This window comes from Shewanella metallivivens, assembly GCF_028750675.1.
GTDB lineage: Bacteria > Pseudomonadota > Gammaproteobacteria > Enterobacterales > Shewanellaceae > Shewanella > Shewanella metallivivens.
In genome coordinates, this window is the sequence record NZ_JAQQPZ010000004.1 from 67803 (window position 1) to 84286 (window position 16484).

Below are 16484 nucleotides of genomic sequence, written 5' to 3' on the forward strand. Positions count from 1 at the left end.
AGGCGAACATGGACAACTCTCGCGAGGCGTTAAAAGCATTTTTAGATATTATTTCATTCGATCGTATTTTAAGTATTTTATTGCTGTGCTTATTTGCGTGGCTGTTTTTGGTATTAGTGCAATTTTGTTTAAACCAACTCAACAACAAACTGCCTAAATACCGCCTAATTTGGAACCGGTCTTACCCTTTTGTACGCCTGTTTGTTTGGTTAGGTGTGATCATTTATTCCATCATCGGCATTATAGATCCCCATGAAAACCTAATTTTAGCTGTAGTCGGCTCTATCAGTATTGTGGTGGGCTTAGCCACACAAGAGCCGGCTAAAAATTTGATTGCTGGATTTATTATTATGCTCAACCCACCGTATCGGGTTGGTGACATGGTAACTCTGGCAGGCCATTATGGTGAGGTTATCAAGCTTGAATGGAGCGTAACTTGGCTGCGTACCTTTGATGACAATACCGTCATGGTTCCAAATGCCGAGGCATTAAAAACAGCGGTGTCGAATGCGAACAGCGGTGCATTAGATGAAATGGTCGTGGTCAAATTTACCCTGCCCATGAGTGTGGACCACAATAAAGCCATTGCCCTAGCCCGCGAAGCCACGCAATGCTCACCTTACACCTTTTTAAATAAACCCATCATTGTCAATTTAGGTAATGACTACTCATTTGGGCAATATCAACAAACCATTATCGTTAAAGCTTATGTTATGGACGTAAGGCTCGAAAAAAAGTTTGTCAGTGACATTAATATCAGGGTGTTAAGTGCGTTTAAAAATGCACATTTTTATGATGAACAACAAACGCCACCAACTTAATTTGCGCTATAATCGCGCCAATTAAGTTTAACATTTTAAAAATGACCTACTGGGGATCAAATAATGACACAAGATGAAATGAAAAAAGCCGCTGGCTGGGCTGCACTACAATATGTCAAAAAAGATACCATTGTTGGTGTTGGCACAGGCTCTACCGTTAATCATTTTATTGATGCATTAGCCACAATAAAAGATGATATCGAAGGTGCGGTATCAAGCTCTGAAGCATCAACGAAAAAACTCAAAGAGTTGGGCATTGAAGTATTTGACCTCAACAGTGTTGACGCTATCGATGTGTATGTAGATGGCGCAGATGAAATTAACGACCGCATGGACATGATTAAAGGCGGTGGCGCCGCATTGACTCGTGAGAAAATTGTCGCAGCTGTGGCTAAACAATTTATCTGTATTGTCGACAACACCAAGCAAGTGTCGATTTTAGGTGAGTTTCCATTGCCAGTCGAAGTCATCCCAATGGCGCGCTCTTATGTCGCTCGTGAGTTAGTAAAATTAGGCGGCGATCCGGTTTATCGCCAAGGTGTTGTTACCGATAACGGCAACGTGATTTTAGATGTTTACAACATGCAAATCTTAGATCCCAAAGTGATGGAAACCAAAATTAACGCCATCGTGGGTGTGGTGACCAATGGTTTATTTGCAAACCGCGGCGCAGACGTATTACTCGTTGGTACACCAGAGGGCGTAAAAACCGTTACTTTGTAATGTACCCACAACATTGTTAAACAAAATGGCCTAGCAAACACGCTCGGCCATTTTTTATCTCGCTCAATACCACTAGACTTTAAATTGGCTTACCGCCTCATTCAGTGCTTTGGCACGAATACGCACATCCTCTGATGCTGCGGCATTTTCTTTCGCCGCCTGCGATGATTCATCAGCAATATCACGAATTACCACCACATTTTTATTAACCTCTGCTGCGACCATGCTTTGCTCTTCAATAGCCGCGGCAATTTGGGTGCTCATGTCCATAATGTTAGTCACATCACTGGTAATTTGACGTAAAACCTCACCTGCAATTGCCGCCTGTTCAGCACTTTGTCGCCCTTGTAGCTGACTGTCTTGCATCAGTTCAACTATCGAACGGGTCCGCTCTTGCAAGGTTGAAATAATCGTGGTGATTTGCTGAGTTGAACTTTGTGTTCGCATGGCTAGTGAGCGAACTTCATCTGCCACAACGGCAAAGCCACGGCCTTGCTCCCCAGCTCTGGCAGCCTCAATGGCAGCATTTAACGCTAATAAGTTAGTTTGCTCCGCAATGCCCCTAATCACATCGAGCACGCTGCCAATTGTCACGCTATCGCGCTCAAGTTCAGACACCACAGCTGCAGAGTTGGTTAATTGTTTTGCCAGTAAATTGATCTTAGAAATAGTTTGTTCAACCCCTTGCTGGCCAGCTTGAGCATTGTCGTGGGTTTGGCTTGCTTTGGTCGCGGCTAACTCTGTATTTTGGGCAATTTCATCAATTGTCGCGCCCATTTCTGTCACTGCAGTCGCCACCATATCGGTTTCATTCACTTGTCGTAAAACACCCTCTGAAGCGGTAATGGCATTTCTTGATAAATCATGGCACGAGGCATTCATCGCAGTCACAGATTCATTCACTTGCTGAATCAACGCCTGAAATGTCATCACCATACGATTGAAATGCTTAGCAACAAGCGCTAATTCGTCATCACCAGACTCATCACAGCGCATCGATAAGTTTTTGCTTTGCTCAATTGAAACCATCACCGATGTAATACTTTGAACCGGCTTAATAATGCTACGAATAATCAATAAAGTAGAAATGATGAGCGCCACAGTAATCAGCAAAAAAATACTTAATCCAATCACAAAGGCTTGATTTTTACCTGCGCTAATTTCAGCCAACGTTTGCTGGCGCAATACAATAGTGTCTTCATCGGTTTGATGAATGGTATCGCGTAGCGTGGCCATAATGCCGTCATTATCGGTTAAACCAAATTGCATTTCTTTATTAACAAGATTGCTAAAGTTGACTTGGTAATTTTTAATGTCTGCGGTAATTTCCTGCTTTTGATCAAAGGTCAACGAAGACGCCTGCAATTGCGATAAGAACGAGATAATCCCTTGATCAAAAGCCTGCACGTATTTTATATCTCGGCGCAGCATAAAGTCTTTCTCGCTGCGGCGTAGTTGCAGCATATTAACCATTAATGCCTCTTCGTTATGTTGACTCAATAACGTTTCAACTTTTTTTACCGCTGCTCGTAAATCACCATACAAGCCCGTTTCTGGCGTTAAACCAATGGCGAGTTTAAGTGCCACTACTTCTTTAAAAATAACGTTATATTGATTGAGATTTATTTTGAAATGATCTAAAGCCGCAACATCCATGTTTTGGTGTTCTAATGCGGCACGCACATCAGCCATATAAACCAAAATATCAGTCATGCTTTGAGTAAACTTGTCGACATACTCAATATCTGCACGATGGAGAAAATCTTTTTCCTCTGTTCTCAACTCAAGGACTTTTCTTTCTATTTCGACAATATTATTTGATGTGGTTGATAACTCAGATAAAACTGACTCTGAATAGTGTTGTAATACAAACATAGCAAGAACGGAAATGACAGAAATAGTCGCGCTTAACATCAGTTTAGAACGAATAAGCATATTAATTACCACCTAAGAGTAAAATGCATAAGTCCTTTTAAATTGATTGAAATTAAAACGATCTACCGAAGTGAATCTATCTGTTTGATAATGCCTGTGAACGATAGACAATACATATTTTATTTGTCTACCCTTCCCAGTATAGAACATCGGCTAGCAAGCCTAAAAATAAATAACATCTTACTTACATATTTTTTAACTTAAACTAAACCTTTTACCGACTTACACCTGTCAAATACACAATCATAATGGACCATTTGGAATATTAAGGATGCCGGTATCAATCAGCCTAATTCACAGCCACTAAATCACCTCGCGCAGTTAGACGACAATCAACTTGTCGCCATTGCGACGACTGGGTGTCCGCAGGCATTTGAACAACTGTATCGCCGGCACCACCAGCGAGTATTCGCGATATGTTTTCGGCTAAGCGGCCAAACAAGTTTGGCTGATGATATGACCCAAGCGTGTTTTATTCGCCTGTGGAATAAGTTGGCGCAATTTAAGGGCGATAGTCAATTTACCACTTGGCTTCATCGGTTATGTGTTCGCCAAGCCATTAATGAACTCAAGGCGCAGCAATCGTTATGGCGACGCTTTTTGCCAGCAGAAGAGATAGCCCATCAAGAGATGCCTAGTGTTGAGTTAACCGATTATCATTTACTCGACAAGTGTATCGCCAGATTACCGCAACGAACCCGCATTGTGTTTGTGTTATGTGCAATTGAAGGTTATCAACACAACGAAATAGCAACACTGCTGAACATTGCCGTCGGCACGAGTAAGGCGCAATATCACAATGCCAAACATTTATTACAGGAGATGCTTACATGACCACTAAAAAGCATGACCTAGACCATTTAATTGGCACTTTACCGCCTGAGATTGCGCCAACAACAGATTTATGGAATGGCATAAAGCCACATTTAACGCCGCCACAAACGCCTCAGCACAGTGTCGTTCGCCCCTTATGGGCCATGGCAGCAACACTCGTGGTGTGTTCAATATTATGGTTAACGCAATGGCACGACAAACCAGAGCCAACTCAGGTGCAAACGACAAATGACAGCATGGCAACAACAGGCACATCAACATCAATTGAAGTCGATAATCACTTAATTGAATTGATAAACCAAGTTGCCCAAACCCATCAAAGCCAATTAAATGGATTTATTCGCAATCAATATACCGTGAGCTGGCAGTTATCAGCAGACCACAATGAGCACATTCAAACCGACATTGCCAAAGCACTCGCAGAGCTAGAAAGCGCATCTAACCAAGTACAAGCAGCATTAACACAACAGCCGACTAATCAACAACTTTGGCAATTATGGCGCTGGATAATGCAGCGTCAAATCACCTTACTACAACAAGGGCAAAAATTGCCTTTTACCCAAACACGCCCATCACAAGGAAATACCCTATGAGCAGCATTAAATACGCACTGCTAGCACCACTTATGGCCATAAGCGCTTTTACCATGGCAGCTGAGCCGGTTGACCAACAACAAGATGTTGCAGCTAACCCCAACGTCAGTGTCAAAGTACAGCGTGGCAATGTGTCGTTTGTGAGTTGGGACAAAAACAGTATCCAAGTTAAAGGCGAACTTGACGAACTAAGCGAAGGTTTTATATTTGATGTAAAAGGCAATTCAGTAGTAATAGAGGACAAGCTGCCTCGAAGCTATCAAGGCAACAATAAACAAGGTTCACAATTAACTATCTATTTACCCTCACAGTTAAATTTAAACGCACAAGGCGTATCGACCGAAGTCACCCTCTCTAAACTCAGCGGCCAAATCGCCATCGCACTCGTCAGCGGTAATATCGGGGCTACACAACTGAATGGCAGCAACAAGTTGACCACTGTGTCGGGTAACATTAACAGCAAACAACTCAGTGGAAAAATCAATCTCGAAACCGTATCTGGCGACATTGACGACAATAGCAGTCAAGGCGAGGCAGAATTTAGATTAGTCAGTGGTGAACTAGAGACTCACAGCGACTTTACACAAGTAAGCATTGACCAGGTCTCTGGCGATATAGAGGCGACGCTAAAGCAAATAAACCAGATTAATTTGGTCACCATCAGCGGAGATGCAAATATCAACCTCGGTGTACAACTCAGTAAAGCCCACCTAGAAACCATTAGCGGTGATTTAACAATGGCATTTAGTGCAGCACCTAATCTAAGTTTTATGATAGACGGCGGCCCGGGTGGCAAAATTAATAATCAATTAACTGACGATAAACCCATAAAACAAAAGTACTCATCAAGCCAAAGCTTGCAATTTAAAAGCTTGTCTGGTGATGGTCAGGTCAATATCAACACCATTAGTGGCCGCATTAGCCTGAAGTAATAGCGTAAAATGCCCAGTGATAATCCTATCACTGGGCATCGTTAACCTTAACGAGAGTTCGCTTAATCAAACAAGCATTACTTAACAGAAGTCACTTCTTCATCGGTTAAATAGCGCCATTCTCCGGGCGCTAAATCAACATCTAATTCAATACTGCCTACCGCTTCACGGTGAAGGTTAACCACTTTATTACCCACTGCAGCAAACATGCGTTTTACTTGGTGGTATTTGCCTTCACTAATGGTTAAACGCACCTGAGTTGGCGCAATAATCTCAAGCACAGCGGGTTTTGTTAACCCATCTTCATTACGCAGTTCAATGCCGTTAGCAAACACAGAAATTAAGCTGTCATCGACAGGGTCAGCTAGCTCAACTAAATACCGCTTACCGCAATCTTTTTTCGGTGAGGTGATTTTGTGCGACCATTGGCCGTCACTGGTAATTAACACTAAACCAGTAGTATCAGCATCTAAACGTCCAGCAATGTGTAACGTGTCGGCTTTTTCGATGTCCATTAAGCTCAGTACCGACGGATATTGCTCATCAATGGTGGAACAAATAGTGTCTACTGGCTTATTCATCATCACATAACGATCGCCAACAATACTGATAGACTGACCGTCTAAACGCACATCCATTTGTGGTGATACCTTAAATCCAGAATCTTTAACCACCTCACCGTCGCAGGTCACATCACCACGATGCAGGGCCCTTTTGGCTAATGAACGGGTTAACTCGGTACTTTCACAGATAAATTTGTCTAAACGCACAATGGACCACTCAATCTAAAAATAATGGCACTATTATGCTGCTTACACGCCTAAATAGAAATCAATCAATGATCTTTTTACCCGCGGCGGTAATTTTTGGTTACACATCCGCGCCGCTTCTTGGGCAAAAATGACCAAAAGTGCCTTGTTTTATGGCCTCCTAAGGCCTTAACATAGTATTCACAAAAAAAGTGTTGGTTTTTTCCTTACTAAGTAGCATTTAAGGACCAACAATATAATAAAAATATAAAAATGCTCATACGCCTAAATTAGGCGCCTTAAACAAAGCAAAGGAAACACAATGAAAAAGTTGGTTATTGGAGGCCTTTGTGCCTCACTTATCGCTGGCCTAAGTGCATGTAGCGACGACAAAGCAGTAGTAGTCCCGGCGGCAGACGTAGCAAAAACAGCTGCAGCCGTTGCCGTTGAAAAAGCACTGACATCAGGCATTACTTTCGACAACATCGATAAATCAGTTCGCCCACAAGACGATTTTTACATGTACGTAAACGGTGCATGGATGAAAACAGCTGAGATCCCTGGCGATCGCACTAACATTGGCGCATTTTACGACTTACGTGAACATGCCCGTGATGACGTTAAAGCCATTATTGAAGACTTAAGCGCCACACCTAATCTAGCCGATGGCAGCGACGAGCAAAAAGTAGCTGACTTATATCGTTCATTCATGGACGTTGAAACCCTCAATAAATTGGGTATTACGCCAATTCAAGCTGACCTAGATAAGATTGCCGCATTAAAAGACAAAAAAGAGTTAACCGCGTTTTTTGGTGAAAGCCAAGCAAACGGTGGCGGCACCCCATTAGCATTTTATATCTCTATCGATGCTAAAGACTCAACCCGTTATGCCACTCACATTTGGCAATACGGTCTAAGCCTGCCTGAAAAAGATTACTACTTTAATCAAGAAGAACGTTTCGTTAATATCCGTAAAGCCTTTGTTGAGCACATTGAAAAAATGTACAACCTAGCAGGCTTACCAGATGCAAAAGCAAACGCCGAAGCCATTCTTGCACTCGAAACCCAAATTGCTGAGCAACATTGGGACGTGGTTGAAACGCGCGACAGCACTAAAACGTACAATTTATATCAAGTTAAAGACCTTGCAACACTAGCACCTGACATCAACTGGGAAGGTTATCTTGCAGCGTTAGGTGGCGACAAGCAAACTGACATCATCATTAACCAACCTAGTTTTGTTCAAGGGTTAAATGAAGTCATCAAGACCAATGATCTTGCTGCATGGAAAAACTACCTAACCTGGATGACCCTAACTCATAATGCCAGTAACTTGTCTGAAGCATTAGACAACGAAAACTTTGCGTTTTTCTCTAAAACCTTAAACGGTCAAGAAGAACAAGAACCACGTTGGAAGCGTGGTGTGAGCACAGTAAGTGGTACCTTAGGTGAAGTCGTTGGTAAAGTGTACGTTAAACGTCATTTTGCTCCAGAAGCTAAAACACGTATGGAACAATTAGTTGAAAATCTACGTGGTGCTTATGGTTCGAGCATTGATTCATTAGACTGGATGAGTGCTGACACTAAAGTGGCTGCCAAAGAAAAACTGGCTAAGTTTACCCCTAAAATTGGTTACCCTAACAAGTGGGAAGACTACAGCCAATTAACCATCAAAGCTGACGATTTAGTGGGTAACGCTAAGCGCGCTGCGGTAGTACAGCACACTAAAGAAGTCGCGAAATTGGGTCAACCAATTGATAAAGACGAGTGGCACATGACGCCACAAACTGTTAACGCTTACTACAACCCAACCATGAATGAAATCGTGTTCCCTGCAGCGATTTTACAGCCGCCATTCTTTAACCTAGAAGCAGATGACGCGGTTAACTACGGTGGTATTGGTGCGGTTATCGGCCACGAAATGGGCCATGGTTTTGACGACCAAGGTGCTAAGTTTGACGGCGAAGGTAACATGCGCGACTGGTGGACAGAAGCTGACTTAAAAGCGTTTGAAGCGAAAGGTAAAGCGTTAATTTCTCAGTACGATGGTTATCAAGTATTTGACGATTTACACGTTAACGGTAGCCTAACGTTAGGTGAAAACATTGGTGACTTGTCAGGCGTAACTATCGCTTATAAAGCTTATAAAATGTCACTCAATGGCCAAGAAGCACCGGTTATTGACGGCCTAACTGGCGACCAACGCTTCTTTATGGGCTTTACCCAAATTTGGCGTGTGAAGATGAAAGAAGAAGCAATGCGTAATCGCGTAGCAACTGATCCACATTCACCAGGTCACTTCCGTGCACTTGGCGCATTGTCAAACATGCCTGAGTTCTATACCACTTATGACGTGAAAGAAGGCGACAAAATGTATATCGCCCCAGAAAACCGCGTTAAAATCTGGTAATCAATACTGTAAAAGCTGACCTTGGTCACATTTACACACAAAAAGGGCATCATTTGATGCCCTTTTTCATGCCAAAATATAACGTAAGCAGCTGATATTAAAAATTTTAAAGTGTAGATAGCTGCTTTATGATTAAACCTTGTTCATTAAGCCCCTATTCAGCTAAAAAACGGTAAAGTGATTTCACAGACATTACGCTGGAGCTATTCAATGAATAAGTTGTTTCGTACCTTTTTTATCTTTTTAATTTTACTGTCTACCCGCGGCGCGATTGCTCAACCTAACGAAGTTAAATATAACAAGTTAGCCGAGCCATCTGATTTCAGTCAAAAGTCATATAATGACATTGAGCAATTAATCAGCTTAAGCGAGCAGCATACCGCGCTTGCACAACAAGACACTCAAGATTTGGATGCCTTAATGGCACGTGCCCCACAAGCGCAACAAGAGCTTATTGAGCTACTTAATCATATCAACCACGCGAGTCATACCTCAGCTGTAATCCCAGCAACAAAAAGTTACGCTCGTGCAGCGCAAAAAGTGCAATTAAAGTTTAATGGTGACGCTAGCCAATTAACCGATATCGCACGTGCGAGTGTGGTCGCCAATGATGTTAATAGCCTACTAACCAGTTACCAACAATTACGCGAGTCCACTGATGTGGTGCAATTAAAAAACCGTTTTGCTGAACCAAAAACCTCAGGGTATCGCGACTTAAACGTATTGGTTAAGTTGCCACAAAGCCAAATGGTGGTTGAAGTACAGTTTCATTTAAATGATATCGCCGAGATAAAAAGTGGCCCAGAGCACCAGGTGTATGAGCAAATTCAAGCCATTGAACTGAAAGCGAAAAAGGAACGTAGAACGTTAAACGACTTTGAGCGTGCCAGCATTGCTAAATTACGCCAAGATTCGCATAAGCAATACCACAAAGCTTGGTTGTATTATAAACGCCAAAGCTTGTATCCATCGACCATTCAAGCGGCTTAACCTCCCGTATTGAATCACTCTTTCCACCCTTTAGCGCTCATTGAGCGCTTTTTTTTTACCGAAGAAACTCAGCGTCATTCACATCTGCTATACTCGCGCCAGAGACTAGCTGTCGGACATTGTCATGAACGAAATTATTGACCAATTGCAAGAACTAAGCGAAACCGTACCGGTGCCGCTCGAACTACCAACATTCGAACAAATTGTTGAAGTTGAAGAACAAATCCTAATTGGATTACCTAATGATTTAAAAGAATACCTATTACATGCCAGTGATGTTATTTACGGTGCTTTTGAGCCTGTCACCATTGCCGACCCGTACTCGCACACCTACCTGCCAGAAGTCACCAGTTACGCCTGGTCCATTGGCATGCCACGTGATCAAATTGCCATTTGTCAGGTCGGTGACAGTTTTTACTGTATCGACGAAGAAGGCCAAGTGCAGTTTTGGGAAGACGGCGATTTTGACGAACAGGTTTGGGAATCGTTTTGGGATTGGGTTGAAGACGTGTGGCTTGAGCAATAACCCACGTTAATCATGATTAAAGAGAACACACATGGCTAAAAATACCGGCTTAAACGCCATTGAAATGCAATACTTACGCTTGTCTTTAGGCTTAACGACAGAACAAGTTGCCACGATGACCACGACCAGCAACGAAGACGTACTCGCGTGGGAAACCGGCGAAAAAGACGCGCCAGTACCTGTGCAAAAAAAGCTACTCGACATTGATGACATCATCGAAATGCAGGTGCTTAATACCTGTGATGGCATTGAGGAGCTGTTTAAAAAAGAACCTAAGCGCCGCTTAGCGTTTGTGGTTTATCCAACTCAAGCAGTGTACACCCAGTATAATCCAGAGTTTTTAAGCTCATTACCATTAGCAGAGCTATACAATACCTCTGCATGGCGTATCAAAAAAGAGTGCAAACTGGTGCTTGAAGTCGATGTGACTTTAGTGGCACTAGATGCCGAAGCCTATAAAGCTTATCGTGCAGAAAACGGCATGAGCGAAAACCGTGAAAGCCGTGCTAAATGGGCTGCAACTAAGCTTTAGCTATAGCTTTAACTCAGGCTTTAACTCAGTGTTTAAACCGCGGTAATAACACGCCAGCATCTAAACGGAGCCTTCACACTCCGTTATCATTTAAGAAGCCAATATTGGCTTCTTTTTTATTTTGGGGCTGTTTTTGCTAATGCAGCAGCCAGCGCTGGTCGGTCTTTCACTCTGTCGCGGTAAGCTGACAATTTAGGTCCAATGGATTGTTCAAATCCTAATGCCCAACCTAAGGTTTGGGTTAATAGTATATCGGCAATCATTGGCTCGCTGCCGCACACAAAGCCAGACTCAGGTATCCATTGCTCGGCGATAGCCGCCGCCTGGGCAAACTCCCACTTGGCTACATTTTGCATAGCCTCAAGTCGCCACTCTTTTGGCAAGGCAAAACGGTGTTTTCCCATATTCCATAAGGGCTGTTCAAGTTCGCTAATCACAAAACTCACCCAGCGTTCATGAATGCCCGATGCCTGAGCCCCCGGTGCGGGCAACCAATGGCCTTGACCATATTTTTCAGCAAGATAACGCATAATGGCGGCAGATTCGGTTAGCACAAAGTCACCATCGGTAAGCACGGGCATCTTACCACTTGGGTTTAACGCCAAAAATGACTCGCTTCTATTCTCACCTTTGGCAAAATCAATAAAATGAAACTGCCATTCAATTCCTAATTCTTCTAATAGCCAAGAAACGCGTAACGCACGACTTTTTTGAGTTCCGTATAAGGTAATCATGAGGCCTCTTCTTAATTGATAAAAAAAGCCACATCGCACCTAAGTGAATGTGGCTATTGTTTATATTATGACGCTGAGATTAGAACTTCATTGTGACTTTAGTATAAATGAAACGTCCTAGTGGGTTATGTACTCCCATTGCGTAACCATAAAGGTCAGCATCACCATCGCCAATAGCAAAAGATGGGTCTTCGTCAAACACATTGTTCACACCCACCGATAACTTAATCATCTCGTTGAAACGGTATGAACCTGACATATCAACAAGCAACTGCGCATCAACGGTGCGCGTTTTGTTATAGTCTTCAAACTCACCGATATAACTTAAGTTAATGTTGGCAGCAAAATCATCCATCATCCAGTTAGTTGTTGCTAACCAACGGTGTTCTGGGTATTCATACTCGCCAGTGTAATCAATCGTTTCGCCATCAATTTCTTTTTCAAAACTGATTAAATAACTGTACTCAAGGCCAAACTTAACATCACCATAGCTGTTTAACCCTAGGCTGTAGTGTGCAGACAAATCTACGCCTTGTACTTCTTGTGAGCCAATATTCACAAACGCTGAGTTAATGACGTCAATTGAACCAAAGGTTTCACCTGCTTGCGGCGCATTACGCACACATACTGTGCTGTTTTGATCGCCACAAAATTCATCGTAAAGATCTTGGTTCTGCAATGAATCAATTTTGTTGTCTTGCACAATATTGAATAAGTCAAAGCCGATATCGAACTCTTGGCTTGGTGCCCAAATCACCCCCACGTTCCAGGTTTCAGATTCTTCAGCTTCTAAATCTGGGTTACCAGCAAACACAAAGTTATAATCTAATAATTCACAATCGACGTTGTCAGCAGCACAGCGGTAGCTATCAACTAAAAAGTCACTCTTTTCTGAAGGCCCTAAACCAATTTGCGCAAGCGATGGTGCACGGAAACCTGTCGACCACGAACCACGTGCCGTTAACTCATCACTCACGCCCCATTGGAAAGCAATTTTAGGGTTAGTGGTTGAGCCAAAATCACTGTAGCTGTCGTAACGGCCAGCAAGTTGTAGCTCAAAATTATCAGTAACAGGGATAGAAAACTCAACGTAAGCAGCATGTTGATCACGCGAACCAAACGCCGATACCGCTTCGGTACCAAAAATTAAACCGCGTTGGAACTGCTCATCTGGTACATCACTGACACTTTCTTCACGGTACTCAGCCCCCGCAGCCATCATGATGTCGCGATCGCCAATGGTAAAAGCATGGCCAGAAATACTCGCATCATAAGCGGTAATGCTCGACTTACCTTGTCTGACTAAACTGGTGGTAATACGATCAATGACATCTTGTGAGTTAACAGCTGCGCCAAATGGGTTGTAATTACCGGCATCAATTTCAGCTTGTAAGTAGTCTGTTCTTACCCAACCTTGGGTACGGTCGCCCGTTTGAGTTGATTCGCTACGGCCACGTTGCGCCGACACTTCCCAGTCCCAATCGTTAATCACACCACGAAGCCCCGCCACAATACGCATGGTATCAGACTCGATATCCCAACGACGTGCACCTGCATCAACGGTACGGTAACGGCCGATATCAATGTCTTGCCCAAATGGATTGTCAGGGTGCGTACCTGGAACGGTTAAGCCTGCATCCTCATCTAATGGTGTTGGCGCACCACCAGCTTCAGAGGTGTTGTGTTGAACTGACAACTCTAAAAATGCCGTTAAATCATCAGTCAACATGTAATCAAATTGGCCAATAGCGCCCACGCGCTCAGAGGTCGGAATAGTCATGTTGTATGGACCATAATCAAACAAACAGCTACCGCTAGCGGTCGCGCTGTCAGCTGGGCAATCTGGGTCAATGGTTTTCACGCCATCAACATAAAAGTAGCCAGGATAACCACGAGATGAACGGTAATCTTCACCGCCGTACGGCGATTGATTTGCCGTACCAAAACGGCCCATATCTTCTGCCGATAAGGTGCCATTGGTAAAATAATCTAAAATGATAGACGCACTGCCTTTATCAGCTTTTACGCCCCATACCAAGCTGGCAGTGGTTTCATCATAGCCGGTGCCGCTGTCATCGCCATAACCTAAATTAATTTCAATGCCTTCGATGTCTTTTTTCAACACGATGTTAACCACACCCGCAATCGCGTCAGAACCGTAAATCGCTGACGCACCATCTTTTAAAATGTCGATACGTTCAATGGCAGAAACAGGAATGTTGTTAATATCAACAAATGAGTTTGAAATGCCTTCAGCAAATGCACTCGAGCCAACACGGCGACCATTGATCAATACCAATGTCGCATCTGGGCCTAAGCCACGTAAACTGATTGACGCACCGCCATTTGCGGTAGAATCTTGACTATTACCGCGGGTAGAAAACGCACCAGAGCCATTAGCAGGCATGCGCTCAAGTAATTGCTGCAGGTTGTCAAAACCCATGTTAGCAATATCATCTTTATTGAGTGATTGAACCGGAGATGGGCCTTCAATATCAGTCCGTTTGATACGAGAGCCCGTTACTTCTATACGTTCAACTTTAGCTTCAGCAGTGTCTGCTGCATGTGACACAAAAGCGATAGGGGCAAAAGAGAGTGAAACAGCGATAGCGCATGCATTGCGCAAAAGGTTAGGTTTTTTCATGATCATCCTTAACGTTAATTTATTGTTTTATATCCATGATTACTGCAAACTGCGGTAACAATATTACCGCCTACTACTTTCGCGAAAGCTAATCTACCAGCTTAAGTTAAGTCAAAATTTAACAATGTCAATACATTGTCAAGATAGTGCAGTAATGTAATTGCCATTATCGAGTTAAGCAAGAATAAAAAGTTAAAAAAAGTGAATTTATATTTAAAGCTTAAGGAGGCGTCATGAGTGAAAAAACATTAGTTAGTGCCCACTTTCATCCAAAGCTAGGGCTTTACTGGTTAGTGTCTGGCGCAATATTAATTTCTGTTTCTGTTGTGGGTATTCCCTTGTTATTAATATGGTTTCCCATCGGTTTACTGGCGACTAGTCGCTATATTGCCAACATGAGTGCAGAATTAACCGAAAAGAGACTGATCGTACGTAAAGGCCTCTTAACTCGAACAGAAAATACCGTTCCATTAGATAAAATCACCGATATGGCGCTTATTCAAGGTCCACTTATGCGTTTGTTTGGTATTTATAAGCTCACCGTAGAAACCGCTGGACAATCGGGTACCGGCTCATTGATCAACTTAGTTGGCGTGCTCGATGTGCAAGCATTCAGAGAACAGGTTTTACAACAAAAATCATTACTGACAGAACGCCAATCTACGGTTGTTGATAACGTCGATATCGATCAATTATTGCTTGAGAACCTGCAACAAATGAATGCCACTTTGCAGCGTATTGAACAAGCGTTAACGTCACACTCTCCACAATAGGTTTTTTGCTGTTTATGATGTCGAATACAAATAGATCCAGCTCTTTTGCAGCTCAAATAAATACTTTATTAAAAGCCACAGGTCCGGGAGTGTTAATGGCTGCTGCAGCCATTGGTGCATCACACTTAGTGGCATCGACTCGTGCAGGGGCCGAGTTTGGTTGGCAATTAGCCTGGCTCATTTTGTTAGTTAATATTGTAAAATATCCGTTTTTTGCCGCTGGCGCGCGCTACACAGCTGCCACCGATGAAAGCCTACTACAAGGCTATCAAAAGCAAGGTCGCGGTTATTTAATGCTCTTTACTGGACTGAATGTCATTGCTGCCATCGCCAGCACAGCTGGGGTATGTATGTTAACGGCCGCCATGTTGACTCAGTTTGTCCCGTTATCTATTGATGTATTGGCCTTAATTGTCTTATTGAGTTCATTAGCCTTATTAATTTTTGGCCATTACAAATTACTCGATAAACTCACAAAAGTGATTATGCTTGCCCTCACCTTGACCACATTAACGGCAGTCGCATTGGCGTTTAATCACCAAACAGGGTTTGCCACACCACACACAAGCGAATCTCCTTGGCAATGGGCGTATGTGGGCTTCTTAGTCGCAATGATGGGCTGGATGCCAGCGCCGATTGAAGTCAGTGCCTGGAACTCATTATGGCTCGTTGAAAAACGTAAAAGCCAAACCGTCACTGCAAAACAGGCTATTTTCGACTTCAATTTAGGCTATGTCACCACTGCGATTTTGGCGATTGTATTTTTAGCGCTTGGCGCATTAGTGATGCACGGCAGTGGCGAGCGTTTCTCAGACTCTGGGGCGGTATTTGCCTCACAACTTATTACTCTCTACAGCCAAGTGATGGGCAATGAAACCCGCTACTTAATTGGGATTGTGGCTTTTTTATGTATTTTTAGTACCACAGTTACCGTGATTGACGGCTACAGCCGCACTTTAGACATGGGCTGGAGGCTACTGTCTCACAGCAACTCACCACGCAGTTATTTAACCCCGGTCATGTTAGCGGTAAGTGCCTTGGGTTTATTGCTCATTTTATTTTTTAAAGGCGCTTTATTGCCACTGCTTGAGTTTGTGATGATCCTTGCCTTTATGACCACGGTGATTTTTGCCTGGTTAAACTTCCGCTTAATGACCAGTCAAAAATTACCCAAACAACATCGTTATGGCCCTGCAATGGTCGCGCTGTCTTGGTTGGGTTTAGTGTATTTAATTGGCTTTGCACTGTTGTTTATTTATTGGTATTTAACCAAATGAGTTATATAAAA

Annotated in this window: 15 protein-coding genes; 11 read left to right on the forward strand and 4 right to left on the reverse strand. The window is 43.1% G+C overall.

The genetic code is table 11. The annotated features are described in order from the left end of the window. Positions 1-8: 8 nt before the first annotated feature. Entirely contained in the window at positions 9-821 is an 813-nt protein-coding gene (locus PQR79_RS07295) for a mechanosensitive ion channel family protein (RefSeq protein WP_238106790.1), read from the forward strand. Between the two features lie 63 nt (positions 822-884). Further along, positions 885-1544 (forward strand): ribose-5-phosphate isomerase RpiA, encoded by a 660-nt coding sequence (gene rpiA, locus PQR79_RS07300; protein WP_238106789.1) that lies wholly within the window; start codon positions 885-887, stop codon positions 1542-1544. 72 nt (positions 1545-1616) lie between these two features. Here the strand turns inward: rpiA and PQR79_RS07305 are convergent, their stop codons facing one another. Then, positions 1617-3479: a methyl-accepting chemotaxis protein gene (locus tag PQR79_RS07305; protein WP_238106788.1), complete on the reverse strand. Its 1863-nt coding sequence runs from the start codon at positions 3477-3479 to the stop codon at positions 1617-1619. Positions 3480-3758: 279 nt separating this feature from the next. Between PQR79_RS07305 and PQR79_RS07310 the strand changes: the two genes are divergently transcribed. Genes PQR79_RS07310 through PQR79_RS07320 form a run of 3 tightly spaced genes read left to right on the forward strand, consistent with a single transcriptional unit; the run spans position 3759 to position 5838 of the window. Next, positions 3759-4313 carry an RNA polymerase sigma factor gene (locus tag PQR79_RS07310; RefSeq protein WP_368389126.1) on the forward strand — a complete coding sequence of 185 codons (555 nt, stop codon included), beginning with the start codon at positions 3759-3761 and terminating at the stop codon, positions 4311-4313. After that, positions 4310-4906, forward strand: a complete 597-nt coding sequence (locus tag PQR79_RS07315; protein ID WP_238106787.1) for a hypothetical protein — start codon at positions 4310-4312, stop codon at positions 4904-4906. The genes PQR79_RS07310 and PQR79_RS07315 overlap by 4 nt, the downstream gene beginning before the upstream one ends. Beyond that, a complete protein-coding gene (locus PQR79_RS07320; protein ID WP_238106786.1) occupies positions 4903-5838 on the forward strand; it encodes a DUF4097 family beta strand repeat-containing protein in 936 nt (311 codons plus the stop codon). Before PQR79_RS07315 ends, PQR79_RS07320 begins: the two co-directional genes overlap by 4 nt. 77 nt (positions 5839-5915) lie before the next feature. On the opposite strand, the gene rsuA is transcribed toward PQR79_RS07320, so the two are convergent. Beyond that, the gene (gene rsuA, locus PQR79_RS07325) at positions 5916-6608 is read right to left on the reverse strand and encodes a 16S rRNA pseudouridine(516) synthase RsuA (RefSeq protein WP_238106785.1); all 693 of its coding nucleotides are present in this window, start codon (positions 6606-6608) and stop codon (positions 5916-5918) included. A gap of 301 nt (positions 6609-6909) precedes the next feature. Here rsuA and PQR79_RS07330 point away from each other — a divergent pair, with 301 nt between their 5' ends. The 4 genes from PQR79_RS07330 (at position 6910) to PQR79_RS07345 (ending at position 11045) form a co-directional block, all read left to right on the forward strand. After that, positions 6910-8997, forward strand: coding sequence for a M13 family metallopeptidase (locus PQR79_RS07330; RefSeq protein ID WP_238106784.1), 2088 nt, complete (start codon positions 6910-6912; stop codon positions 8995-8997). Positions 8998-9207: 210 nt separating this feature from the next. Beyond that, positions 9208-9987, forward strand: coding sequence for a RelA/SpoT domain-containing protein (locus tag PQR79_RS07335; RefSeq protein ID WP_238106783.1), 780 nt, complete (start codon positions 9208-9210; stop codon positions 9985-9987). Between the two features lie 124 nt (positions 9988-10111). Next, positions 10112-10513 carry an SMI1/KNR4 family protein gene (locus tag PQR79_RS07340; RefSeq protein WP_238106782.1) on the forward strand — a complete coding sequence of 134 codons (402 nt, stop codon included), beginning with the start codon at positions 10112-10114 and terminating at the stop codon, positions 10511-10513. Positions 10514-10544: 31 nt separating this feature from the next. Next, positions 10545-11045, forward strand: a complete 501-nt coding sequence (locus PQR79_RS07345; RefSeq protein WP_238106781.1) for a DUF4447 family protein — start codon at positions 10545-10547, stop codon at positions 11043-11045. Between the two features lie 116 nt (positions 11046-11161). Here PQR79_RS07345 and PQR79_RS07350 read toward each other — a convergent pair whose 3' ends face one another. Further along, positions 11162-11779, reverse strand: a complete 618-nt coding sequence (locus tag PQR79_RS07350; protein WP_238106780.1) for a glutathione S-transferase family protein — start codon at positions 11777-11779, stop codon at positions 11162-11164. 79 nt (positions 11780-11858) lie between these two features. Beyond that, entirely contained in the window at positions 11859-14423 is a 2565-nt protein-coding gene (locus tag PQR79_RS07355; RefSeq protein WP_238106779.1) for a TonB-dependent receptor, read from the reverse strand. A 233-nt stretch (positions 14424-14656) separates the two neighbouring features. Here PQR79_RS07355 and PQR79_RS07360 point away from each other — a divergent pair, with 233 nt between their 5' ends. Then, on the forward strand, positions 14657-15196 hold the full coding sequence (locus PQR79_RS07360) for a PH domain-containing protein (protein ID WP_238106778.1): 540 nt from the start codon (positions 14657-14659) through the stop codon (positions 15194-15196). Positions 15197-15210: 14 nt separating this feature from the next. Further along, positions 15211-16473 carry an Nramp family divalent metal transporter gene (locus PQR79_RS07365; RefSeq protein WP_238106777.1) on the forward strand — a complete coding sequence of 421 codons (1263 nt, stop codon included), beginning with the start codon at positions 15211-15213 and terminating at the stop codon, positions 16471-16473. Positions 16474-16484 lie beyond the last annotated feature (11 nt).

Bases quoted from the DNA above. Each gene is read 5' to 3' on its own strand.
- PQR79_RS07295 (WP_238106790.1), top strand. From the start codon at position 9: ATGGACAACTCTCGCGAGGCGTTAAAAGCATTTTTAGATATTATTTCA.
- rpiA (WP_238106789.1), top strand. From the start codon at position 885: ATGACACAAGATGAAATGAAAAAAGCCGCTGGCTGGGCTGCACTACAA.
- PQR79_RS07305 (WP_238106788.1), bottom strand. From the start codon at position 3,479: ATGCTTATTCGTTCTAAACTGATGTTAAGCGCGACTATTTCTGTCATT.
- PQR79_RS07315 (WP_238106787.1), top strand. From the start codon at position 4,310: ATGACCACTAAAAAGCATGACCTAGACCATTTAATTGGCACTTTACCG.
- PQR79_RS07320 (WP_238106786.1), top strand. From the start codon at position 4,903: ATGAGCAGCATTAAATACGCACTGCTAGCACCACTTATGGCCATAAGC.
- PQR79_RS07330 (WP_238106784.1), top strand. From the start codon at position 6,910: ATGAAAAAGTTGGTTATTGGAGGCCTTTGTGCCTCACTTATCGCTGGC.
- PQR79_RS07335 (WP_238106783.1), top strand. From the start codon at position 9,208: ATGAATAAGTTGTTTCGTACCTTTTTTATCTTTTTAATTTTACTGTCT.
- PQR79_RS07340 (WP_238106782.1), top strand. From the start codon at position 10,112: ATGAACGAAATTATTGACCAATTGCAAGAACTAAGCGAAACCGTACCG.
- PQR79_RS07345 (WP_238106781.1), top strand. From the start codon at position 10,545: ATGGCTAAAAATACCGGCTTAAACGCCATTGAAATGCAATACTTACGC.
- PQR79_RS07350 (WP_238106780.1), bottom strand. From the start codon at position 11,779: ATGATTACCTTATACGGAACTCAAAAAAGTCGTGCGTTACGCGTTTCT.
- PQR79_RS07355 (WP_238106779.1), bottom strand. From the start codon at position 14,423: ATGAAAAAACCTAACCTTTTGCGCAATGCATGCGCTATCGCTGTTTCA.
- PQR79_RS07360 (WP_238106778.1), top strand. From the start codon at position 14,657: ATGAGTGAAAAAACATTAGTTAGTGCCCACTTTCATCCAAAGCTAGGG.
- PQR79_RS07365 (WP_238106777.1), top strand. From the start codon at position 15,211: ATGATGTCGAATACAAATAGATCCAGCTCTTTTGCAGCTCAAATAAAT.